18 protein-coding genes are annotated in these 18,997 nt (G+C 72.5%); 7 read left to right on the top strand and 11 right to left on the bottom strand.

Going from position 1 to position 18,997, the window contains the following annotated elements:
- Positions 1–187: 187 nt before the first annotated feature.
- Complete coding sequence (locus ACZ6TU_RS10050; RefSeq protein ID WP_467673983.1) at positions 188–2,152, top strand: ABC transporter ATP-binding protein; 1,965 nt, start codon at positions 188–190, stop codon at positions 2,150–2,152.
- A gap of 24 nt (positions 2,153–2,176) precedes the next feature.
- Here the strand turns inward: ACZ6TU_RS10050 and ACZ6TU_RS10045 are convergent, their stop codons facing one another.
- A complete protein-coding gene (locus ACZ6TU_RS10045; RefSeq protein WP_037674458.1) occupies positions 2,177–2,359 on the bottom strand; it encodes a hypothetical protein in 183 nt (60 codons plus the stop codon).
- 265 nt (positions 2,360–2,624) lie between these two features.
- A complete protein-coding gene (locus ACZ6TU_RS10040; RefSeq protein WP_467673985.1) occupies positions 2,625–3,989 on the bottom strand; it encodes an amidohydrolase in 1,365 nt (454 codons plus the stop codon).
- A 134-nt stretch (positions 3,990–4,123) separates the two neighbouring features.
- On the opposite strand from ACZ6TU_RS10040, the gene ACZ6TU_RS10035 reads away from it, so the two are divergent.
- Complete coding sequence (locus ACZ6TU_RS10035; RefSeq protein WP_467673987.1) at positions 4,124–5,071, top strand: endonuclease/exonuclease/phosphatase family protein; 948 nt, start codon at positions 4,124–4,126, stop codon at positions 5,069–5,071.
- 407 nt (positions 5,072–5,478) lie between these two features.
- On the opposite strand, the gene ACZ6TU_RS10030 is transcribed toward ACZ6TU_RS10035, so the two are convergent.
- On the bottom strand, positions 5,479–7,503 hold the full coding sequence (locus ACZ6TU_RS10030) for an FUSC family protein (RefSeq protein WP_467673989.1): 2,025 nt from the start codon (positions 7,501–7,503) through the stop codon (positions 5,479–5,481).
- Positions 7,504–7,823: 320 nt separating this feature from the next.
- Positions 7,824–9,440 carry an MFS transporter gene (locus ACZ6TU_RS10025; RefSeq protein WP_467673991.1) on the bottom strand — a complete coding sequence of 539 codons (1,617 nt, stop codon included), beginning with the start codon at positions 9,438–9,440 and terminating at the stop codon, positions 7,824–7,826.
- Positions 9,441–9,617: 177 nt separating this feature from the next.
- Between ACZ6TU_RS10025 and ACZ6TU_RS10020 the strand changes: the two genes are divergently transcribed.
- A complete protein-coding gene (locus ACZ6TU_RS10020) occupies positions 9,618–9,947 on the top strand; it encodes an ArsR/SmtB family transcription factor (RefSeq protein WP_467673993.1) in 330 nt (109 codons plus the stop codon).
- 87 nt (positions 9,948–10,034) lie between these two features.
- Here ACZ6TU_RS10020 and ACZ6TU_RS10015 read toward each other — a convergent pair whose 3' ends face one another.
- Positions 10,035–10,811, bottom strand: coding sequence for a nucleotidyltransferase domain-containing protein (locus ACZ6TU_RS10015; protein ID WP_467673995.1), 777 nt, complete (start codon positions 10,809–10,811; stop codon positions 10,035–10,037).
- Between the two features lie 156 nt (positions 10,812–10,967).
- Here ACZ6TU_RS10015 and ACZ6TU_RS10010 point away from each other — a divergent pair, with 156 nt between their 5' ends.
- Positions 10,968–11,381: a RidA family protein gene (locus ACZ6TU_RS10010; RefSeq protein WP_467673997.1), complete on the top strand. Its 414-nt coding sequence runs from the start codon at positions 10,968–10,970 to the stop codon at positions 11,379–11,381.
- 17 nt (positions 11,382–11,398) lie between these two features.
- Positions 11,399–12,019 carry a gamma carbonic anhydrase family protein gene (locus ACZ6TU_RS10005; protein WP_469547701.1) on the top strand — a complete coding sequence of 207 codons (621 nt, stop codon included), beginning with the start codon at positions 11,399–11,401 and terminating at the stop codon, positions 12,017–12,019.
- A gap of 1 nt (position 12,020) precedes the next feature.
- On the opposite strand, the gene ACZ6TU_RS10000 is transcribed toward ACZ6TU_RS10005, so the two are convergent.
- Both ACZ6TU_RS10000 and ACZ6TU_RS09995 read right to left on the bottom strand, forming a co-directional pair.
- Positions 12,021–12,743, bottom strand: a complete 723-nt coding sequence (locus ACZ6TU_RS10000; protein ID WP_467674001.1) for an aspartate/glutamate racemase family protein — start codon at positions 12,741–12,743, stop codon at positions 12,021–12,023.
- Positions 12,744–12,748: 5 nt separating this feature from the next.
- Complete coding sequence (locus tag ACZ6TU_RS09995; RefSeq protein WP_467674003.1) at positions 12,749–14,212, bottom strand: NCS1 family nucleobase:cation symporter-1; 1,464 nt, start codon at positions 14,210–14,212, stop codon at positions 12,749–12,751.
- Positions 14,213–14,388: 176 nt separating this feature from the next.
- Between ACZ6TU_RS09995 and ACZ6TU_RS09990 the strand changes: the two genes are divergently transcribed.
- Positions 14,389–15,054, top strand: coding sequence for a GntR family transcriptional regulator (locus ACZ6TU_RS09990; protein ID WP_467674005.1), 666 nt, complete (start codon positions 14,389–14,391; stop codon positions 15,052–15,054).
- Positions 15,055–15,063: 9 nt separating this feature from the next.
- On the opposite strand, the gene ACZ6TU_RS09985 is transcribed toward ACZ6TU_RS09990, so the two are convergent.
- From ACZ6TU_RS09985 to ACZ6TU_RS09975, 3 genes are read right to left on the bottom strand one after another with little or no spacing between them, the layout of a single operon-like run.
- Positions 15,064–15,768 (bottom strand): uracil-DNA glycosylase, encoded by a 705-nt coding sequence (locus ACZ6TU_RS09985; protein ID WP_467674007.1) that lies wholly within the window; start codon positions 15,766–15,768, stop codon positions 15,064–15,066.
- A 52-nt stretch (positions 15,769–15,820) separates the two neighbouring features.
- Complete coding sequence (locus tag ACZ6TU_RS09980) at positions 15,821–17,149, bottom strand: MFS transporter (protein ID WP_467674009.1); 1,329 nt, start codon at positions 17,147–17,149, stop codon at positions 15,821–15,823.
- A complete protein-coding gene (locus ACZ6TU_RS09975; RefSeq protein WP_467674011.1) occupies positions 17,146–17,763 on the bottom strand; it encodes an ArsR/SmtB family transcription factor in 618 nt (205 codons plus the stop codon). Before ACZ6TU_RS09975 ends, ACZ6TU_RS09980 begins: the two co-directional genes overlap by 4 nt.
- 144 nt (positions 17,764–17,907) lie before the next feature.
- Between ACZ6TU_RS09975 and ACZ6TU_RS09970 the strand changes: the two genes are divergently transcribed.
- Positions 17,908–18,501, top strand: coding sequence for an RNA-binding S4 domain-containing protein (locus tag ACZ6TU_RS09970; protein WP_467674013.1), 594 nt, complete (start codon positions 17,908–17,910; stop codon positions 18,499–18,501).
- A gap of 18 nt (positions 18,502–18,519) precedes the next feature.
- On the opposite strand, the gene ACZ6TU_RS09965 is transcribed toward ACZ6TU_RS09970, so the two are convergent.
- Positions 18,520–18,984: a DoxX family protein gene (locus ACZ6TU_RS09965; protein ID WP_467674015.1), complete on the bottom strand. Its 465-nt coding sequence runs from the start codon at positions 18,982–18,984 to the stop codon at positions 18,520–18,522.
- Positions 18,985–18,997 lie beyond the last annotated feature (13 nt).

Here is an 18,997-nt window from a genome sequence, read left to right as displayed (position 1 = left end):
TCGAACACGGCTCGGTCCAGGCATACGCACCACCCTTACGACTCCGCGCCGTCCCGCGCTTCCCCCGGTCGGGTCGTGCGCCCGCGCGCCTCCGGCGCCCCGGGCTGCGCCCTGCCCGGGCGGGCTCCGCCCCGCAATAGTGACCGTTCGTCCACGAGCGGGGCACGAACAGGGAGGTCGGTCGACGGTGGCCAAGAAGCGGACCGCGCCGGAGGTGTCCGAGTCGGAGCGGCTGCTCTTCGGCGGACCGCTGCGCTACGACATGGGCTGGAACCAGCACGCCGACGCGTTCCTGGAGCTGAACTTCCGCGCCATGATCAGCCGGCTGCCGTCCCTGCTGGCGTCCAGCCTCCGGCTCGCCCGGCAGGCCGACCGGGGCGCCGCTCGGGTCGTACTGGCCGCCGAGGCGGGCCGGGGCCTGGCACAGGCGGTGGCACTGCTCGCGGTCAACAGCGTGCTGGCGCGGCTGATGGGCGGTGGTCCGATCGAGGACCGGCTGCGCGGCGCCGTCCCCGCACTGGTCACGGTGGCCACCGTGATGCTGCTCGCCGCGCTGCTGCGGGCCGCGAGCACCTACGCCACCGGACGGCTGGAGCCCAAGGTGGAGCGGGTGGCCACCGAGCAGTACCTGGAGCGGGCCGCGGGCGTCGAACTGTCCGCGATCGAGGACCACGCCTTCCACAAGCTGCTGGACACCGCGCAGTACGGCGCCGCCTCCGCCCGCCGGATGATCATGTACGGGACGCGTGTGATCAACGCGATGATCTCGCTGGTCGCGGCGGCCGGTGTCCTGACCGTGCTGCACCCGGCACTTCTGCCACTGCTGGTGACGATGACGCTGCCGAGCGCCTGGAGCGCGCTGACCGTGGCCCGGCGGCGCTACGAGTCCTTTCACGCCTGGGTGCAGCACGCCCGTGCGGGCCGGCTGCTCGGCAATCTGCTGATCGAGCCCGAGGCGGCCCCCGAGATCCGGGTGCACGGGGTGGGCGCGTTCCTGCTGCGGCACTTCCGTGCGATGTCGGAGACGGCAGAGGCGGAGCAGGCCCGTCTGGCCCGGCTCGCCGCCCGTACCGGCCTGATCGCGGCGGCGTGGACGGGCCTGGCGACGGTGGCGACGTACGCGACGCTCGGCGGGCTGCTGCTGGCGGGCGCGATGGCGCTGTCGGTGGCGGGTACGGCCGTGATCGCGATCCGGACCGGCTCGCAGAGCCTCGACACGCTCGTCGTGGAGGTCAACGCGCTGCACGAGGAGGCCCTCTTCGTCGGCGACCTGCAACGGCTGTACACGGAGGCGGCAGAGCGGGCCATCCCGGTGGGCGGCCGGTCACTGCCGGAGAACCCGCGCGAGATCCGCTTCGAGAACGTCACGTTCCGTTACCCGGGCGACTCCGCCCGCCCCGCCCTCGACGACGTGTCGCTCACCCTCCCGCTGGGCCGGATCGTGGCGCTGGTCGGCGAGAACGGCTCCGGCAAGACGACCCTGGTCAAGCTGCTCGCCGGGCTCTACACGCCGGAGAAGGGGCGGATCCTCTGGGACGGCGTGGACGCGGCGACCGCCGACCGGCACCTGCTGGCCGAGCGGATCGCGATGGTGGCGCAGGACTTCAAGCGGTGGCCGTTCACAGCCCGGGTGAACGTCGCCCTGGGGCGCACGTCGGCGCCGCTGTGCGAGCAGCGGCTGGCCACGTCGATCGCCGAGGCCGGGGCGGAGACGGTGATCGCGGACCTGCCGCGCGGGCTGGACACGCTGCTCGCCCGCAACTTCAGCGGCGGGCACGAACTGTCGGGCGGCCAGTGGCAGCGGCTGGGCATCGCGCGGGCGGCCTACCGCAGGGGCCGCATCCTGATCGTGGACGAGCCGACGGCGGCCCTGGACGCCCGGGCCGAGCTGGAGGTCTTCGAGCGGATCCGCGCCCTGGCCGACAGCGGCCAGACGGTCGTACTGATCACGCACCGGCTGGCGTCCGTGCGCCGCGCGGATCTCGTGCACGTCCTGGACCAGGGGCGGCTTGTGGAGTCCGGGACTCCGGACGAGCTGCTGGCGACCGGCGGTCTCTATGCCGAGCTGTACACCCTCCAGGCGGAGCAGTTCGCCAAGTCACCCGCCACGGTCGCGCCGGTCCCGGAGGTGCCGGCGCCGAAGGCGGGCTGAGCCACGCCTGACTCGGGGCACACGTCAGGCCGCGGCGTCGGCACCGTCCCCGCTGCGCACGATCACCAGGAACATGTCCGTCGCGAGGTCCATGACAACCTCGGCAGGCAGGCCCTCCAGACGCCGCGCCTGCGCGAACTCCTCCGCCGGCCAGGAGCCACGCGGCCCACCGGCGGGAAAGCTCTCGAGCACCGTTCGCCCGTTCACCCTGCACCTCCATGTCGCGCTGTACTCGTAGAGTTAAACGCCAACCATGGGGTGAACGGCTCGCGAAGTGACGGTTCTGAGACGTAGTTGACACTCGTTCACCGCCAAGTGTGACCAACCTCTCAGCCTCTTGGCCTATGTGTTCACTTTGCGTATCAGTCGCCAAACTCGTCGTGATCTCGGATGCACTCACTTCCCACAGGTGCCCCAAAGCCGACACGCGCCCCTCGGGGCCCGGGAAGCAAGTCGTGGTCGAACCGGAACGTCAGGTGTCGTAGTCCTGGATGCGCCGGCCGTGGCTGCGGTCGACGAGGGCGGGCAGGCGCTCCTCCAGTTCCCGTACCACCGTCGGCACGTCGATCGTCAGCAGCGTCCGGTCCCGCATCAGGATCCGTCCGTCGACGATCGTGGTGCGGACGTCGGCGGAGCGGGCGCTGTGCACGAGGGTGGCGGCGAGGTCGTGGACGGGCCGGGTGTGCGGTCCGGTGAGGTCGACCAGGACGATGTCCGCCCGCCGCCCCGGCGCGATGCTGCCGACGCTGTCCCCCAGTCCCACCGCACGGGCGCTCTGGAGGGTGGCATGGTGCAGGGCCTGGCGGGAGGTCAGCCAGCGGGGGTCGCCCGCGGAGGACTTCTGGACCAGGGAGGTGAGGGCCATCGACTCCCATACGTCGAGGGAATTGTTGGAGGCGGCGCCGTCGGTGGCGAGCCCGACGTCGACGCCGATGTCGCGCAGGGCGCGGACCGGTGTGGTGTCGGGCCAGGCGAACTTGAGGTAGCCGCGGGGCGCGGTGGCGACGGCCGTGCGACCGGCCGCCCGCTCCAGGACGGGCAGGTCGCGGTCGGCGATGCCGGTGCCGTGGGCGAGGAGCACGTCCGTGTCGAGGACGCCGGTGCGTTCCAGTACCTCGATCGGGGTGACGCCGTGGCGGGCGAGGCTGGTCTCGGTCTGGTCGCGGTTCTCGGCGGCGTGGAGGTGCACGGGCAGGCCGTGGTCGCCGGCGAGCCGGGCGGTGGCGGCGAGGTCGGTGTCGTCGACCGTGTAGGGGGAGTGCGGGGCGAGGGCGGTGGTGATGCGGCCGTCGGCGGAGCCACGGTGCCGGAGCGCGAACTCCAGTGACCGCTCCCGGCCTTCGGGGCCCGGCGAGGAGAAGTAAGCCTCCCCCAGCAGCGCCCGCATGCCGCATTCCGCGACCACTCGCGCCACCGCGTCCATGGCGAAGTAGTGGTCGGCGAAACAGGTCACGCCGGCGCGGATCATCTCGGCGCAGGCGAGCCGCGCCCCCAACTCGACGTCCCTCTCCGTGAGGTTGGACTCCACGGGCCAGACGATGTCGTTGAACCACTCCTCCGTGGGCAGGTCCTCGGCGAGACCGCGCAGCGCGACCATCGGCGCGTGCGTGTGACAGTTGATCAGACCCGGCAGGGCGACCTGGCCCCGGACGTCGAGGCGCTCGGCGGCGGGCAGGTCAGCGACCGCGGCGGTGGTCGTCACGGCCTCGACGACGCCGTTCCGTACGACGATCGCGGCGTCCTCCTCGAACCCGATGCGCTCTTGATCGTCGTGCACGAGGACGGTACATGCGCTGATGATGAGGTCGGCGGGACTGTCCGCGTCAGCAGGCGTCATCGCGCCAACGTACGACGAGGTCGTAGGGCGGCATGAGCCGAACCGCACATCCCGTCGCGGCTCTGTCGCGGGGCGGGCCGGGCGAGCACCCTGGTCTCACCACCCCGCCTGTCGGCTTCTGAAAGGAGCCCGGCATGCTCCTCGGCACCTGGAACCTGGAGAACCTCTACCGGCCCGGCGGCCCCTACGGCCCCGAGACCCGGGCCGCGTACGAGGCGAAGCTCGCCGCGCTCGCCGCCGTGATCACGGAACTCGACCCGACGCTGCTCGGCGTGCAGGAGGTCGGGGACTCCGGTGCCTTTGAGGACCTGGCCCGAATGCTCGACGACGACTGGCATCTCGCCCTGTCCGAGCATGCGGACAGCCGGGGCATACGGGTCGGCTTCCTGAGCCGTACGGCCGTGACGGTGCTGGCCGACACGACGGCGTTCCCGGCGGAGCTGCGTCCCGTGCAGGTGGACGACTCGGGAGTGACGGTGACGCGGGCGGGGCGGGGCTTTCTTGCCGTGGAGGTGGAGGACGGACCTCTGCGGGTGGCCGTCTGCCACCTGAAGTCCAAGCTGCTGTCGTACCCGAACGGCCGGTTCCAGCCGCGCGACGAGGGCGAACGGGCTCGGTACGGCGCCTATGCCCTGTACCGGCGGGCCGCCGAGGCGACGGCCCTGCGCGCCCTCGCGGACGAGCTCCTGGACGGCGACGGGCGGGCCAGGGACGTGGCCGTACTGGGCGACCTCAACGACGAGGTGCAGGCCGCGACCACACAGATCCTGCTCGGCCCGCCCGGCTCGCAGATCGGCACGCCGGGGTACGAGAAGGCCGACAAGGGCGACGCCACCCGGCTGTGGGACGTGGCCCCGCTCATCCCGCCCGGACAGCGCTACTCCCGCGTGAACTCCGGGCGGCGCGAGCTGATCGACCATGTGCTGGTGAGCCACCGCCTGGTGCACCGGGTGACGGCGGCGGGCACGGGGCTGCCCGGCGGGGGCCCGCCCGGTTTGCCGTCGGTCGGCCCCGACCCGGCGGAGCGGCGCGGCGCGCCCGGGTCGGACCACGCGCCGGTGTGGGTGCGGATCGGAGGCTGAGCACCGTCGACGTCCCGGAGCGCCTGACCTGGGCGGTGCAGACCCTCGACCCGGCACCCGACGACCGGGTGCTGGAGATCGGCTACGGCCGGGGGCGCCGTCACGCTGATCCGCGACCGCCTCGTCACGGGCACCGTCACCGGCATCGACCGCCGCCAAGGCCGTCGAGGCGGCACGCCACCGCAACAGCGACGCCCCCGGAACTGACCGCGCTGAGGCGCTGGCCGGCGCCGGGGAGGCCTGCGGTGTCTGTGCTGGGAACTGCCGGCCGGGAAGCGGGGGAGATCGCCGCGAAGGTGGAGCCGGCGGTCGCGGGGCACGGGTTCGCGACCGAGGTGCGCCGGGCGGCGACCGCGCAGGGTGCCGGCCCGGTGGGGGTGTTGGGCACGGCGGACGGGCCGGGGCGGCTATCCGGCGCGGGGAGTCCGGAGAGGTCGTAGCCCCACCCGCTCCACCGGTCCGGCGAGTTCGTCGAGGAGGGCGGTGAGCCGCGCGGTGTGCTCGGGACCGATCCGTCCCGTGTCGTCGAGGTGGACGGCGCAGGCGGTGGTGGTGTCGACGAGGCGTTCGAGGAGGTCGGCCACCTCGTCCGCGCCCTCGGTGTGCCGGGCGAGGGCGGGCAGTTCGTGCGCGGACAGGGAGATGGCCGTTCGGGCCTCGGCGAGGGTGCGGTAGGCCTCGCGGCGCAGGGTCCAGCGGATGGCGCGGTGGTCGGAGGGGGTGACGCGGTCGTCGGTGGAGGTGACGCGGCCGTCGGTGGGGGTGGCGGGGCGCTCGGAGGGCGTGCCGCGGCGCTCGGCGGGTGTACCGCGGCGCTCGGCGGGTGTGCCGCGGCGCTCGGCGGGTGTACCGGAGGTGCCGATGCGCGGGGCGTCGGCCTCGGCGAGGACGTGGGTGAGGTAGGCGTACGCGGCCCCGCTCGCCGCCGCGAGCCGGGCGCGCACTCCCCCGCCCCGCTGCCCGGGCATCGGCAGGTGCCCGACGATCAGCACGATGGCGCAGGCCAGCAGCGTCTCGCCGATCCGCCCCATGGAGGCCTGCGGCTCGCCGCCGACCATGACCAGGGCGAGGACGAGGACGGTGACGACGGCGGTCTGGGCGGCGAAGTGCCGGGTGGCAACGGGTATGAGCGCTCCGCTGAGGGCGACGAGCGCGATGAGCCCTTCGGGCCGGGGCAGGACGGCGGCGAATCCGGCGAAGAGGACGGCGCCGAGCACGGTGCCGGCGGCCCGGTTCAGTACCCGCGAGGCCAGCGGTCCCAGGTCGGGCTTGACGAGGAAGACGGCGGTGGCCGGCAGCCAGTACCAGTGCTCGTGCTGCCCGTACCACTGGCCCTGGTGCAGGGCCTGGGCGGCCGCCGAACTGGCCCCGAAGCAGAGGGCGACACGCAGCCCGTACTCGCGTCCGGCGCTGCCGAAGGCGGCCCGCAGCCGGTCCCTGGGCGTACGGGGCCGGGTGTGCAGATCGCCGCCCCTGCCCTGGTCGAACACCTCGGCGGCGTGCAGGAGGGCGTCGTCGAGGGCGCGCAGGGCGGGCGCCGAGCGGGAGGGTGCGGGCAGCGGCCCGGTGTGGCTGTTGCCGCGTACGGCGGCGGCGAGCCGCCGGGGCCCTTCAGAGGCCCGCTCGGCGACGGCCTCTCCGGCCCACGCCAGCGCGGTGGCGGCCTCGGCGAGGGGCAGGGCGGCGGCGTACTGCGCGTGCAGCCGCCGCTCGGTGGAGGAGGAGGCGTACCGCCGCAGCCGGGGCCCGGCGAGGGCGTCCTGCGCGTGGTCGAGGGCGGCGGTGAGCGCGGCCCGTCGGCGCATGGCCTCGGGCCCGCCGACGGCGTCGAGCAGCTCGGCGACGGCGTCGTACACCCCGGCGACGGCCTTCCGCTCCCCGTCGAACCGGAAATCCCCGGCGAGGGAGCCGGGCGTGGGCAGCACGAGCCGGAGCACGAGCAGCCACCCGGCGCCCGCGACGTAGGCGAGCGCACGCTCCCACCCCGCCTCCGGCAGGGGCATCCCGGCCCCGATCGCCGAAGCGACGAGCAACTGCGTCCCGACGGCGGACGCGACGGGCCCGATCGCGCTGATACTCCCGGCGACGAGTCCGATGAACGTGAGGATCACGGTCAGCACGACCGCGCCGGCCTGCTGCCCGGAGTACGTCCCGACCACCAGCCCCAGGGCACCGCCCAGCGCGGGCACCCCGATCCGCTTGACCGAGACCCGCCGGCTCCCGGGCCGGTCGTTGATCCCGGCCAGCATGGCGGCGATGGCGGCGACGACGCCGAGCGAGGTACGGCCGACCTGCACGGCCACCAGCAGCAGCGGCCCCGCGGACAGAGCCCCTCGCGTGACCGCGCTCCAGGGCACCGGACCCCGCTGAGCGCGCAGGGCATGCGCGAGCCAGGGCGGCAACTTGAGAAGGACACGGCGGGACCGGGACACAGGGCTCCTGTCGACTCGTCGAGGGCAGGGGTGGGCCTTCGGGCGACGGTGGCCGGGCTGGGGTGTGGGTGCCCACAGTAGGCGGGGTTCCTGGAGGAAAGGTTTCCGGAACGTGACGGAGTGCGGGAAAGCCGGGTTCTTTATGAACGCAATCCGGCGCCCCGAGCCAGAGCGTGCGGGCCGGTCAACCAGGACCAGCGCGGGCGTTCCTCTCTCGGACCACGGTTGCGACTGCTGACATACAGAGGTTGAACGCGGCTCCGCCGAGCCCCGAGCCCCGTCCACGGGCGGCGGCCGAGCGTGGCGCTCGACGCCGCCGGTCAGCCCGCTGCCCGCGGTCCGGTCGCGGTCGCCGGCCCGCGGCGGTTCCGACCGGCGCGTAGCAGACCGCCGATGACCACGAAGAGGACGAGGCAGATACCGGTGAGGACCCACAGGACGGTGTGGAACGCCGAGTCGTAGGACCGCACCAGGAAGTCGGTGAAGTCGGTGCGCGCCGAGGCGCCCACTGCGGCGGCGGGACCGGTGAGGTCGCCGCCGGCCACCTCGTTCGCCACTGTCGCCGGTTCTCCGGCGCCGGGGAAGTCGCCGATACCCTCGCGCATCCGCGACGCCAGGACCGTGGCCAGAAGCGAGCCGTAGATCGCGACGGCGATCGCCTCGCTGCCCAGGCGGAGCGTGTTGAGGAAGCCAGCCGCCATGCCGGCCTTCTCCGGTGCGACGATCTCCAGCGCCTGGCCGTCCACCAGCCCTGCGGACAGCCCCATCCCGGCCCCGGTGACGAGCATCGGCACCGCGACGACCATGAGGGCCACGTGCTCACCGAAGAGGGTGAGCGTGGCGTCTCCCAGCACGAGGCAGCCCAGGCTGACGTAGATCAGCGTGAGTGCCGATACACCGCGGGCGACCAGCTTGGCCGCGAGCATCGGACATGCGAGAACCGGCAGGGTGAGCAGGACCATGATCAGTCCGGCGGTGCCGCTGCCGTAGCCGCTCACCGTGGTCAGGTAGCTCGGCAGGTAGGTCAGCATCGTCACGAAGCCGAAGGACGCGGCGACCGGGACGAGGCACAGTGCGAGGTAGCGGCGGTTGCCGAGCACGCTCAGGTCGAGCATGGGGTGGTCGCGGCGCTTCTCGACGGCGGTGAAGAGGGCGAGGGCCACCACGGTCCCGGCGAACAAGGACAGCACGCCGGTGCTGGCCCAACCCCACTGGGACCCCTGCACGATGGCCGTGGTGAGCAGCAGCATCGCGAGGATGAACAACACGCTGCCGAGCACGTCGATGCGTGCGCCCTCGCGGCGCCGCTCGGCCGTCCGACGGGCGATGGACGGCACGGCGAGCAGCACCAGCCCCAGAGCGACGGTGTGCAGCGCGAAGACCCAGCGCCAGCCCACAGCCTGCACCAGCGCACCGGAGAGCGACGGCCCGATCCCGACCCCGATGCCGGCCACGGTGCCGAAGAGCGCAAACGCTTTCCCGCGCGCCGGGCCGTCGAAGACGGTCGACAGAATGGCACTGCCGCAGGAGAAGATCGCCGCACCACCGAGCCCGGCCAGGGCCCGGGCGACGTCCAGCATGATCACGTTGCCGGCGAGGGCGCTGCCCAGTGAGGCCACGGCGTAGATCCCCGCCCCCAGGCCGAAGGCTCGCACCCGCCCGATGATGTCGGCGACCGAGCCCCACGCGAGCGTGAAGCAGGCGAAGGCAACGTTGAACGCGTTGACCACCCACTGCAGAGGGACCAGGGTCGCGTGCGTGTCCGCGCCGATGTCGGGCAGGGCCACTGCCGTGCCGGAGATGGACGTCGGTACGACGAAGACGGCGAGCAGGACGGCTGGCAGCGTCAGCGTCCGGCGGGGCGCCGCGGCCCCGCCGGGCTCGCCGACGACGGGAGTGCGGCCCTCGGTGGGCAGGCGTTCGGTCTGTGTGGACAACGGATCGCTCCGTAGCGTTCGGAGGGACGAACCAGCAGGTTCGCTTTTTATCGAACCTCACGCTGCCATGACCCCGAGGTACGATGCAACTAGAACCTAAGGCTTCCGGGCTGCCGCAGGCGCGATCCTGAGCCCGACCTGCAGCGCCCTCGTATCGTGACCGAAGGAGTTCACGCGATGCCCGACGCCGAGGGGCACCCCTCATGCGAGGAACTGGACCTGCGCACCGTCCTGCACGCCCTGTCCGACCGCCTGCGATACGAGGTGATCTCGACCCTCGCCTGGGAGCCGGAGGGCACGGAGCGGCACTGCAGTTCCTTCGGTCTGCCGGTCACCAAGTCCACCCGCAGCCATCATTTCCGCATCCTGCGGGAAGCCGGCCTGATCCGACAGGTCGACCGAGGCAACAGCCGGATGGCACAACTCCGGAAAGCCGATATCGACACCCGCTTCCCCGGTCTCCTCGACCTCATCAGGAAGAACCCGGCGCCTCCCCGCGGACACTGACTCCCCCTCACACAGCGTTGCTCACGGTCACTTGAACCTGCGGAACAGCACATCCGCGAGGATTGACCGACCCGGCCGGCGAATCCGTCACCGGCGGGCCGCCTCGACGGCCCGGGCGAGGAGCGTCTCGGCAGTGGTGACCGACCGGGTGAGCGCTTCCGGGCCCTCCGTCAGATTCTGTGAAAGCACGTCGATCTCGCGCAGTCCGGCCCGCTCGACGAGCCCCTTCTCGTTGGTCACCCACTCCCCCCGTGCCGCCAGCACCGCGTGCGCCGTCTGTGTCGCCGCGAGGGCGATCGCGCCGGCGACCTGGGTGAGGGCGCCCTTCGGGGCATGGCCTGCCTTCGCGTAGGCCAGAGTCGCGGCGGCCATGCCGTGCCAGTGTGCTGGGGCGGTCTCGCGCAGGGCCCGCGGGTAGGTGTCCGGACGTGGCAGTTCGCCCCGCAGCACCTTGTTGATCGCGAGTTCGGCGACGAGCAGGTACGTCGGGATTCCCGCCAGGTGGAACATCAGCGGCTCGACGCGGAAACGGCCTGCCTGCGCCTCCGCCCACTCGTGTTCGACGACGTCCAGGTCGCGGTAGTGGACGTCCACCCTCCTGCCCTCGATCGTCAGCCAGGCGCCGCCGTTGAAGACGCCGCCGCCCCACGCGCCGAGCTCGGAGACCTCGCCCTCCCAGCCGACCGCACGGAGGTCGTCCGGGGCGAATTCGCCCCGGTAGTAGATCGCCAGGTCCCAGTCGCTGTCCGGGCGTTCGGTGCCCTGGGCCCGGGAGCCGCCGAGGGTGACCGCCTGGACGGCGGGGAGGGAAGCGAGACGGTCGGCGGTGGTGTCGAGGAAGGTCTGGTCCGGGAGGCTGGGCACGGGTGCTTCTCCTGGGCGGGCGGGTGGCGGGGTCCGGTGAAGCGTAGGGGGACGGCCCGGTCGGGGTGAACCGAAATACGGGTGCGTCCGCGCACCGGGGCCTGCATGATCGGTGGGCTGTCCTCGGCTGCCGCCCGTAGAGATCGGAGACCCCCCGTGATCCAGCGAGTCACTGTCCCGAGCCTGTTTCCGCCGCCCACTTACTCCCACGCCTCCGTCGTGGAGGCCGGCGCGAAACTCGCGTTCCTCGCCGGGTCCGTTCCTCTGGACGCCGACGGCGAGCTCGTCGGCCCCGGGGATCCCGTGCGGCAGGCCGAGCAGGTGATCGACAACCTTCGCGAGCAACTGCGCGCCGTCGGCAGCGGCCTGGCGCACGTCGTGGCGACCGACGTGTACGTCGTGAGCAGTGAGCCGGCCGTGCTGTCGGCCGTCTGGGACGTCGTCGAGGCGTCCGGGCTCAGTGCCGGCCCGCACTCCTCGACTCTGATCGGCGTGGCGTGCCTCGGGTACACGGGGCAGTTGGTGGAGATTACGGCGACAGCGGTCGTGCCCGGCGAGCCGCCGGCCTGAGGCCTGAGGAGAACGCCATGTTGATCGAGCACCGAGGGCGGCGCCCCGTCGTCCCCGAGTCCGCGTACGTCGCCCCGACGGCCGTGCTGTGCGGGGCCGTGGTCCTCGGTGAGCGCAGCAGGGTGCTGCACGGGGCCGTGCTCACCGCCGAGGACGGGGAGGTGCGGGTGGGCTCGGACGTCGTCGTCATGGAGAACGCGCTGGTGCGGGGGCGGGCCCGGCACCCCGCCGTGATCGGTGACGCCGTGCTCGTCGGCCCGCACGCCCATGTCAACGGGGCGACACTGGAGGACGAGGTCTTCGTGGCCACCGGCGCCTGCGTCTTCCCGGGCGCCGTCGCGAGCGCCGGGTCCGAACTGCGGATCCACAGCGTCCTGCACGTCAACTCCGTGCTGCCGCCCGGCACTGTCCTGCCCATCGGCTGGATCGCGGCGGGAGCGCCCCGGGCCCGGCTCTTCGCCCCCGGCGAGCACGACGAGCTGTGGCAGGTGCAGGAGGCGCTGGACTTCCCCGGCACGGTCTACGGCATCCCGCGCGGCACCTCGATGCGGGAGGTCATGGCCCGCCAGGTGGCGTTCTACGGGGCCCATCGAGACGACCTCGCACTCGACGGCCCCTCCCCCGGCGGACAGCCGTGAGCTACCGACCCGTGGGCCGCCCCCACACCCTCCGTTTCGCCAGCGGCTCGGCGTAGCTCCCCACCCGGCTCGTCGTCAGCCCCAGCGCCACCAGCGACTCCGCCAGTTTGACCGCCGCGGCGACCCCGTCGACGACCGGCAGGCCCAGCTTCTCCCCGACCACCCGCTGCAACCCCGTCATGCCGGCACAGCCCAGCACCAGCACCTCGGCCCCGGCCGCGCACGCCCGCTCGGCGGCGGCCAGGAACGCCGTCTCGGTGCGCTCGTCGTCGCCGAGGTCCAGCACGTTCAGGCCCGTGCCGACGATCGCGGCGCAGTTGCGGGCCACGCCCGCCGTCTCCAGGCTGTCCTCGATCTGGCCGACGGACCTCTCCAGCGTGGTGACGACGCCGTAGCGGCGGCCCAGCAGACAGGCCAGATGTGCCGCCGCCTCGGTGATGTCGACGACCGGTACGCCCACCAGTTCCCGGACGCCCTCGCGCCCGTGTTCCCCGAAGCCGGCCATGACGACGGCGTCGTACGGCGGTCCGTCGTACGTCCGCAGCGTGTCCAGGACGGCCGCGGCGGACAGATAGCTGTCGAGCCAGCCCTCCGCGGACTCCGGCCCCCACGCGGGGGTCAGTCCGGTCACGGTGGTGCCCGGGCCTGCGGCGGCCCGGGCACCTCGTACGATCTCCTCGGTCATCTCCTGCGTGGTGTTGCAGTTGGTGACGACGATCCGCACGTCTCTCAGACCTCCACGGCAGGGCGCTCGGCGGCACGTTCGCTGCGGCACAGGACCGCGTACAGTCCGGCCGCGAGGGCCGTGCCGATGAACCAGGAGTACGGCGCCACGTCGCTGAAGTCCTTCACCAGCGCGAGCACCGCCGCGACGCCCGCCGCCGGCAGGAAGGCCCACAGTGCCTTGGGGTTGACGCCCTTGCGGTAGTGGTAGCGGGAGCCGGGGGTGGCGTCGAAGAGTTCGTCCACGTTCACTCGGCCGCGCTTGACCCAGTAGTAGTCGAGCATGATCACGCCGAACAGCGGGCCGAGGAAGGCACCGAGGCCGCCGAGGAAGTAGTTCACGACGGTCGGGTTGGAGAAGAGGTTCCAGGGCGTGACGAGCAGGGCCGCGACCGTGCTGATCATGCCGCCGACCTTGAAGGTGATCTTCTGCGGCCAGACGTTGGCGAGGTCGTACGCCGGCGAGACGAAGTTGGCGACGATGTTGACGCCCATGGTGGCGATGGCGAAGGTCAGCGCGCCCAGCACCAGCACCCAGGTGTTTCCGATCTCGGCGACGAGGTAGGCCGGGTCGGTGATCTCCTTGCCGAACACCTCGAAGGCGCCCGCGGTGACGATGACCGACACGATCACGAAGGCCGTGGAGTTGATGGGCAGGCCCCAGAAGTTGCCGCGCTTGACCGACTTGTAGTCGGGCGCGAAGCGGGAGAAGTCGCAGAAGTTGAGCATCAGGGTGCCGTACGTGGCGAGGACCAGCCCGATCGCGCCGAACCACTGGCGCCACTGCTCGCCCACGGAGACCGGGTGCGGGGTGGAGGTGAGCGAGATCGTCCAGCCGGCCTTGGCGAGGATCCACACGGCCAGCGCGATCATCACCAGCCAGATCGCCGGACCGCAGAAGTCCTGGAACTTGCGGACCGATTCCATGCCCCGGCTGATGATCGCCGCCTGGACCAGCCACAGCGCGATGAAGGAGACCCAGCCGAGCGCGTCCAGCCCGAGGAAGGAGTTGTGCGTCCACGACTCCAGGCTCGGCCAGGCCGCGAGCAGCATCACGTTGACGGCGACGGAGGCCAGGTAGGTCTGGATGCCGTACCACATGATGGCGATCACGGCCCTGATCAGCGCCGGGATGTTGGCGCCCCAGACACCGAAGGCGATACGGCTGACGACCGGGAAGGGGACGCCGTGGCGCTGCCCGATCTTCCCCATCCAGTTCATGCCGATGTAGATGATCACGAAGCCGACGAGCAGGGACGTGAAGATCTGCCAGACGTTCATGCCCAGGAAGAGCAGCCCGGCGGCGAAGGTGTAGTTGCCGAGGTTGTGGACGTCGGACATCCACATGGCGAAGAGGTCGAAGACCTTCCAGTTGCGCTTCTTCGCGGGCGCGAGGTCTTCGTTGGTGAGCCGGGGATCGGGGACGAACGCTGGGGTGCCGGTGGCTGGGGCACGGTCGGCGAGGGACACGGGGCCTCCATGAGCGAGGGGACGACGGAGGACTGCTCTGTGAGGGACTGCTGTGCGGGGGGCCGCTCTGCGGGGGGCTTTGGTATACCAAACTGCGGTCATGGTCTCGCCGTCAACAGTTCTGACCGATGTCGCTCTTGTTAACGCTGCGTAAAAGACACCTCGCCTCGGCGAGGATGGTATCCATGACGAAGATCGAACCTCTTGGAGCGGTGCGCGAACGCGTCACGGCCGAGCTGCGGCAGGAGATCATCGCGGGCAGCCTCCGTCCCGGTGATCGCCTGGTCGAACGCGAGCTGGCGGAGCGCTTCGGCGTCTCACGCGTTCCGGTCCGGGAGGCGATCCGGGCGCTCGTCGCCGAGGGCTTCGTCCACTTCGAGACGCCCCGCCGCACGGTCGTACGCCGTCTCACCCCGAACGACGTCAAGGAACTGTTCGAACTGCGCGAGGCCCTGGAGGTCTACGCCGCCGGACTCGCCGCGTCCCGCGCGACACCGCAGGACCTTGCCGAGGTCAAGGAGCTCCTGGACCACGCGGCCACCGCCACCGAGGCCGGGGACGCCGAGCTGATCACGGACCTCAACAGCCGCCTGCACGACCGCATCGTGGCGATGGCCGGCAACAGCCTGCTGACCGAGGCCCTGGAACCGGTCGCCGGACGGCTGCGCTGGATGACCCGGCGCAACGAGGAGTGGCCCCAGCTCCTCGTGGAACACCGCGAGCTGTACGAGGCGATCGCCTCGGGCGACCCGGACAGGGCCCGCACGCACGCGCTCATACACGTACGGACCAACTACCGCTCCACGGTGCGGCACTTGTTCGGGGAGGAGGAAGCGCCCTAGCTGTGCCGTTCAGTCGGCGGTCGTCGGCAGTTCCGCCGCCCGCGCGGCCGTCCGCAGGACGTCGCGGAGCATCGCCGGGGTGAGCCGTCCGGTGAAGGTGTTGCGCTGGCTGACGTGGAAGCAGCCGAAGAGCTCCAGGCCGTCCAAGTGGAACCGGGCCCCGTGGCCGAAGGCCGGCCGGGGCCGGGGCACGGACCAGCCCGCCTCCGCGAACGCGGGCAGCGCGGCCTGCCAGCCGAAGGCGCCGAGCACGACCACGGCCCGCAGCGTCGGACGCAGCAGCCCCAGTTCCTGCACGAGCCAGGGGCGGCAGGTGTCCCGCTCCTGCGGGGTGGGTTTGTTCGCGGGCGGGGCGCAGTGCACGGGCGAGGTGACGCGTACGCCGTACAGCTCCAGGCCGTCGTGGGCGTGCTCGGCCGTGGGCCGGGAGGCGAGGCCGACGTCGTACAGCGCCTCGTACAGGACGTCCCCGGAGCGGTCGCCGGTGAACATCCGGCCGGTGCGGTTGCCGCCGTGGGCGGCGGGGGCGAGTCCGACGATCAGCAGCCGGGCGTCCGCCGGCCCGAACCCGGGCACCGGCCGCCCCCAGTACGTCCAGTCCGCATAGGCGGCTCGCTTGGCCCGGGCCACCTCCTCACGCCAGGAGACCAGCCGCGGGCAGGCCCGGCAGTCCGTGATGCGCCGGTCGAGGAGGGGGAGACCGCTGGTGTCCATGACTCCACCGTAGGCGGCGGTGGGGCGGCCTCCTCACCGGGAGGCGGAAAGCTCAGGACATGCCGGCACGTGAGCCCGGGGTGATGGTCGTGTCCGGCGCGGACCGTGTCTCGACTCGGCGTAGCCAGAGCAGGGCCCCGGACAACAGCACCGCACCGGTCAGCAGCCACGGCAGCGGGCCCGGCCGCAACGCGCCGGCGACGAGGCCGGCGAGCGCGCCGACCAGTTGCAGGGCGAGGGACTGGACGGACAGGGCGGTGGCGCGGCCGGCGCTGGTGACGCGGCGGTGCAGCAGGTCGTTCTGGTTCGGGGACGCGGCGCCGATGGCGAGGTAGAGCAAGCAGAAGCCGACGACCGCGAGGGCCGTGGCGAGCGGGTGCGTGGTGGTCGCGGTGAGACCGAGCAGCAGCATGCCGCCCGCGCCCGTCACGAGACAGACCAGCACGGCCCGCTCGCCACTGCCCGCGATCCGGGCGGCGAGCGGCGCGAGGTGGCTGCCGACACCGTTGCAGACGAAGCCCGCGCAGGCGAGCGCGGCGTACACCATCGCTCCGGAGCCGGGCGCTCCGGTCAGCTCGACGGTGCGGCCCGGGATGAGCAGTTCGACGGCGGCCAGGGCGCCGCCGACGACCGCGGCGGTGAGCAGGACCCGGCGGACCAGCGCGTCCCGGCCGCCCAGCCGCAGCCCGTCCAGGACGGTGACCGGGACGCCGCGCAGCACCGAACGCAGGGTGGCCGTCGGTCGCGGCGGCTCCCGCAGCACGGCCAGCACGTAGCAGACGAGGACGACCCTGACCACGGCTCCCAGCAGCATGGGGACGGACAAGGGCAGCACCGCCCCGGCCGTCGCCTCGCTCAGCCTGGTACCGAGACCGGGCCCCGTGCCGAGCAGCCAGGGCAGCGCACCGCCGAGCAGCAGGCCGGCCGCGAGTGCGGCGGAGGTCGCGGAGCCGCCTCGGGCCAGGCCTGTGCGCAGCTCGGCGTCGGGGCCGGAGCACCCCTGAACGGTGTCGACGTACCAGGCCTCGGCGGTACCGCTGGACAGGGCCCGGGCCGCACCCATGAGCACCATGCCGGCGGTGAGCACCCACGCGGTGGTGCCGAGGCCGACCAGCACGCAGGCGACCACGTTGAGTACACCGGCCGTGGCCAGGACCGGCCGGCGCCCGAGGACGTCGGAGAGCCCGCCTGTGGGCAGCTCCAGCGCGGCCACGGTCAGCGAGTGGACGGCGAAGAGCCCCGCGACCGCGGCCAGGGACATGCCGCGCTCGCTGAACAGCAGGACCATCGAGGCCAAGCCGAGGCCCGACGGCAGCCATAAGAGCGCGCAGACGGTGACGTAACGGCGGCGGACGGTCCGCAACTGGGTCAGCTCGGTCACGAGGCGTCCTCGCGGCCCGCGTCCCCACGGTCGTGCGGGGCGAGCGGCAGGCCGGCGGTGAGGAGCATGACATGCTCGGCGCTCGGGTCCTCCGCATCCCGGGCGGTCAGCTCCTCCAGCTTCCGGGCGATCGTCTCCCAGAGCTCGGTGAGCGACTCGGCCGTCAGCCGGGGCATGAGGTCGCTGATCCCGGACGGCTCCACCCACTCCTGGCCGAACCGCCCGGCGGACATGTCCGCCTCGTGCCGGGCGAGGGACATCTCCAGGTGCTCCAACTGCCGCCGCCGCGACAGGCTGACGAAGGCACGGCCCGCCTCGGACGACTCCATCGCCTCGTTGCTCCAGGACGTCACGGTGTGCAGCGCCCGCCAGCGCCGCTCCCGCCCGTCACGGTGTTCGGCCTCGGCGATGAACGCGTACTTCGCCAGCACCCGCAGGTGGTAACTGGTCGACGCCGACGACTCCCCCGTCCGCGCTGCGAGCTCACTGGCCGTGGCGGGCCCGTCCTGCCGCAGCAGCCCGAGCAGCTGGATGCGCAGGGGGTGGGTGAGGGCCTTCAGGGCGCCGGTGTCGTGCTCGGGGTCGAGTACGCGCTTGTGCTCGTCGCTGTCCATGCCGGGAGGGTAGGCCACCGCGAGCGGTTACCAAAAGAGTTTTTGCAAAACTTGTTTTGTAGAGTTGGGCGGAGGACGGTCCTGAGGGCGGTTTCCATGCCCGGACGCCCCGGACAGCTGGCTCGGAGGACTAAGGTCGGGGACATGGCTTCTGAAGGAGCGGAGTACGACGGGGCGGGCGAAACGAAGGCCGTGGACCCTAAGGTCGCGGCGGGCGACACGAAGGCCGTGGACCCGAAGGTCGCGGCGGCGATCGCCGCTGCCGAAGCCGCCGGGCCGCAGAGCGGCGAGACCGTCCGCGTCGACAGCTGGATCTGGGCCGTACGCCTCGTCAAGACCCGTTCCCTGGGCGCCACCGCCTGCCGCGGCGGACACGTCCGCGTCAACGGCGAGCGCGTGAAGCCCGCCCACGCCGTACGCGTCGGCGACGAGGTGCGCCTGCGGCACGAGGGCCGGGAGCGGATCGTCGTCGTCACCCGGCTGATCCGCAAGCGGGTCGGCGCCCCCGTGGCCGCCCAGTGCTACATCGACAACTCCCCGCCGCCCCCGCCCCGCGAGGCCGTCGCCCCGGCCGGCATCCGCGACCGCGGCGCGGGCCGCCCGACGAAACGGGACCGCCGCGACATGGAACGCCTGCGCGGCCTGGCCGGCCCGGGCCCCGTGCCCGGCCCGGGCCCCGGCAGCGGCTTCAGCCCCGGTCCCGGTCCCGGTGGAGGGTCGGGCAAACCGAGGCCGTGAGCAGCGCACGCGGCACGGTCAGGCCCGGAGCCGCAGCAGGCGCAGTAGATCGGCGTTGTGCCCCCGCCTCGCCCAGGCGATGAGGGCGAGCGGCACGATCAGGATGACCGGCGTCGCCGCGTACTGCCCGTCGAAGACAGCGATCTGGACGACGAACGCGCCCACCATCAGCGCGCCCAGCGCCATCGCCGCCACCGACTGGAGCACCGGGATCAACAGAGCGACCGCTCCGGCCAGTTCGAGCGCACCGATGGTGTACATCCCCGCGCTGCCCCAGCCGAGCTCCTCGAACGACTCGGCGGCGGACGAGTGCGCGATGAGCTTGGGCAGGGCGCTCGCGATCCCGTAGAAGAGGGCGAGCAGCACCTGGAGACCGCGCAGTGCGATCCGGGCCCGCCGCCCGCGAGCGGTCGCGGACTCGGCGACGACGACACCGGCCGGGGCGGAGGAGGCGGCGGTGACGGGAGCGGTGGTCTCGGGCATGGAGGTCTCCTGT

This window comes from Streptomyces sp. NPDC052064, assembly GCF_055585925.1.
Note: the sequence above shows the minus strand (reverse complement) of the source record. Positions and strands in the feature narration are given on the sequence as shown.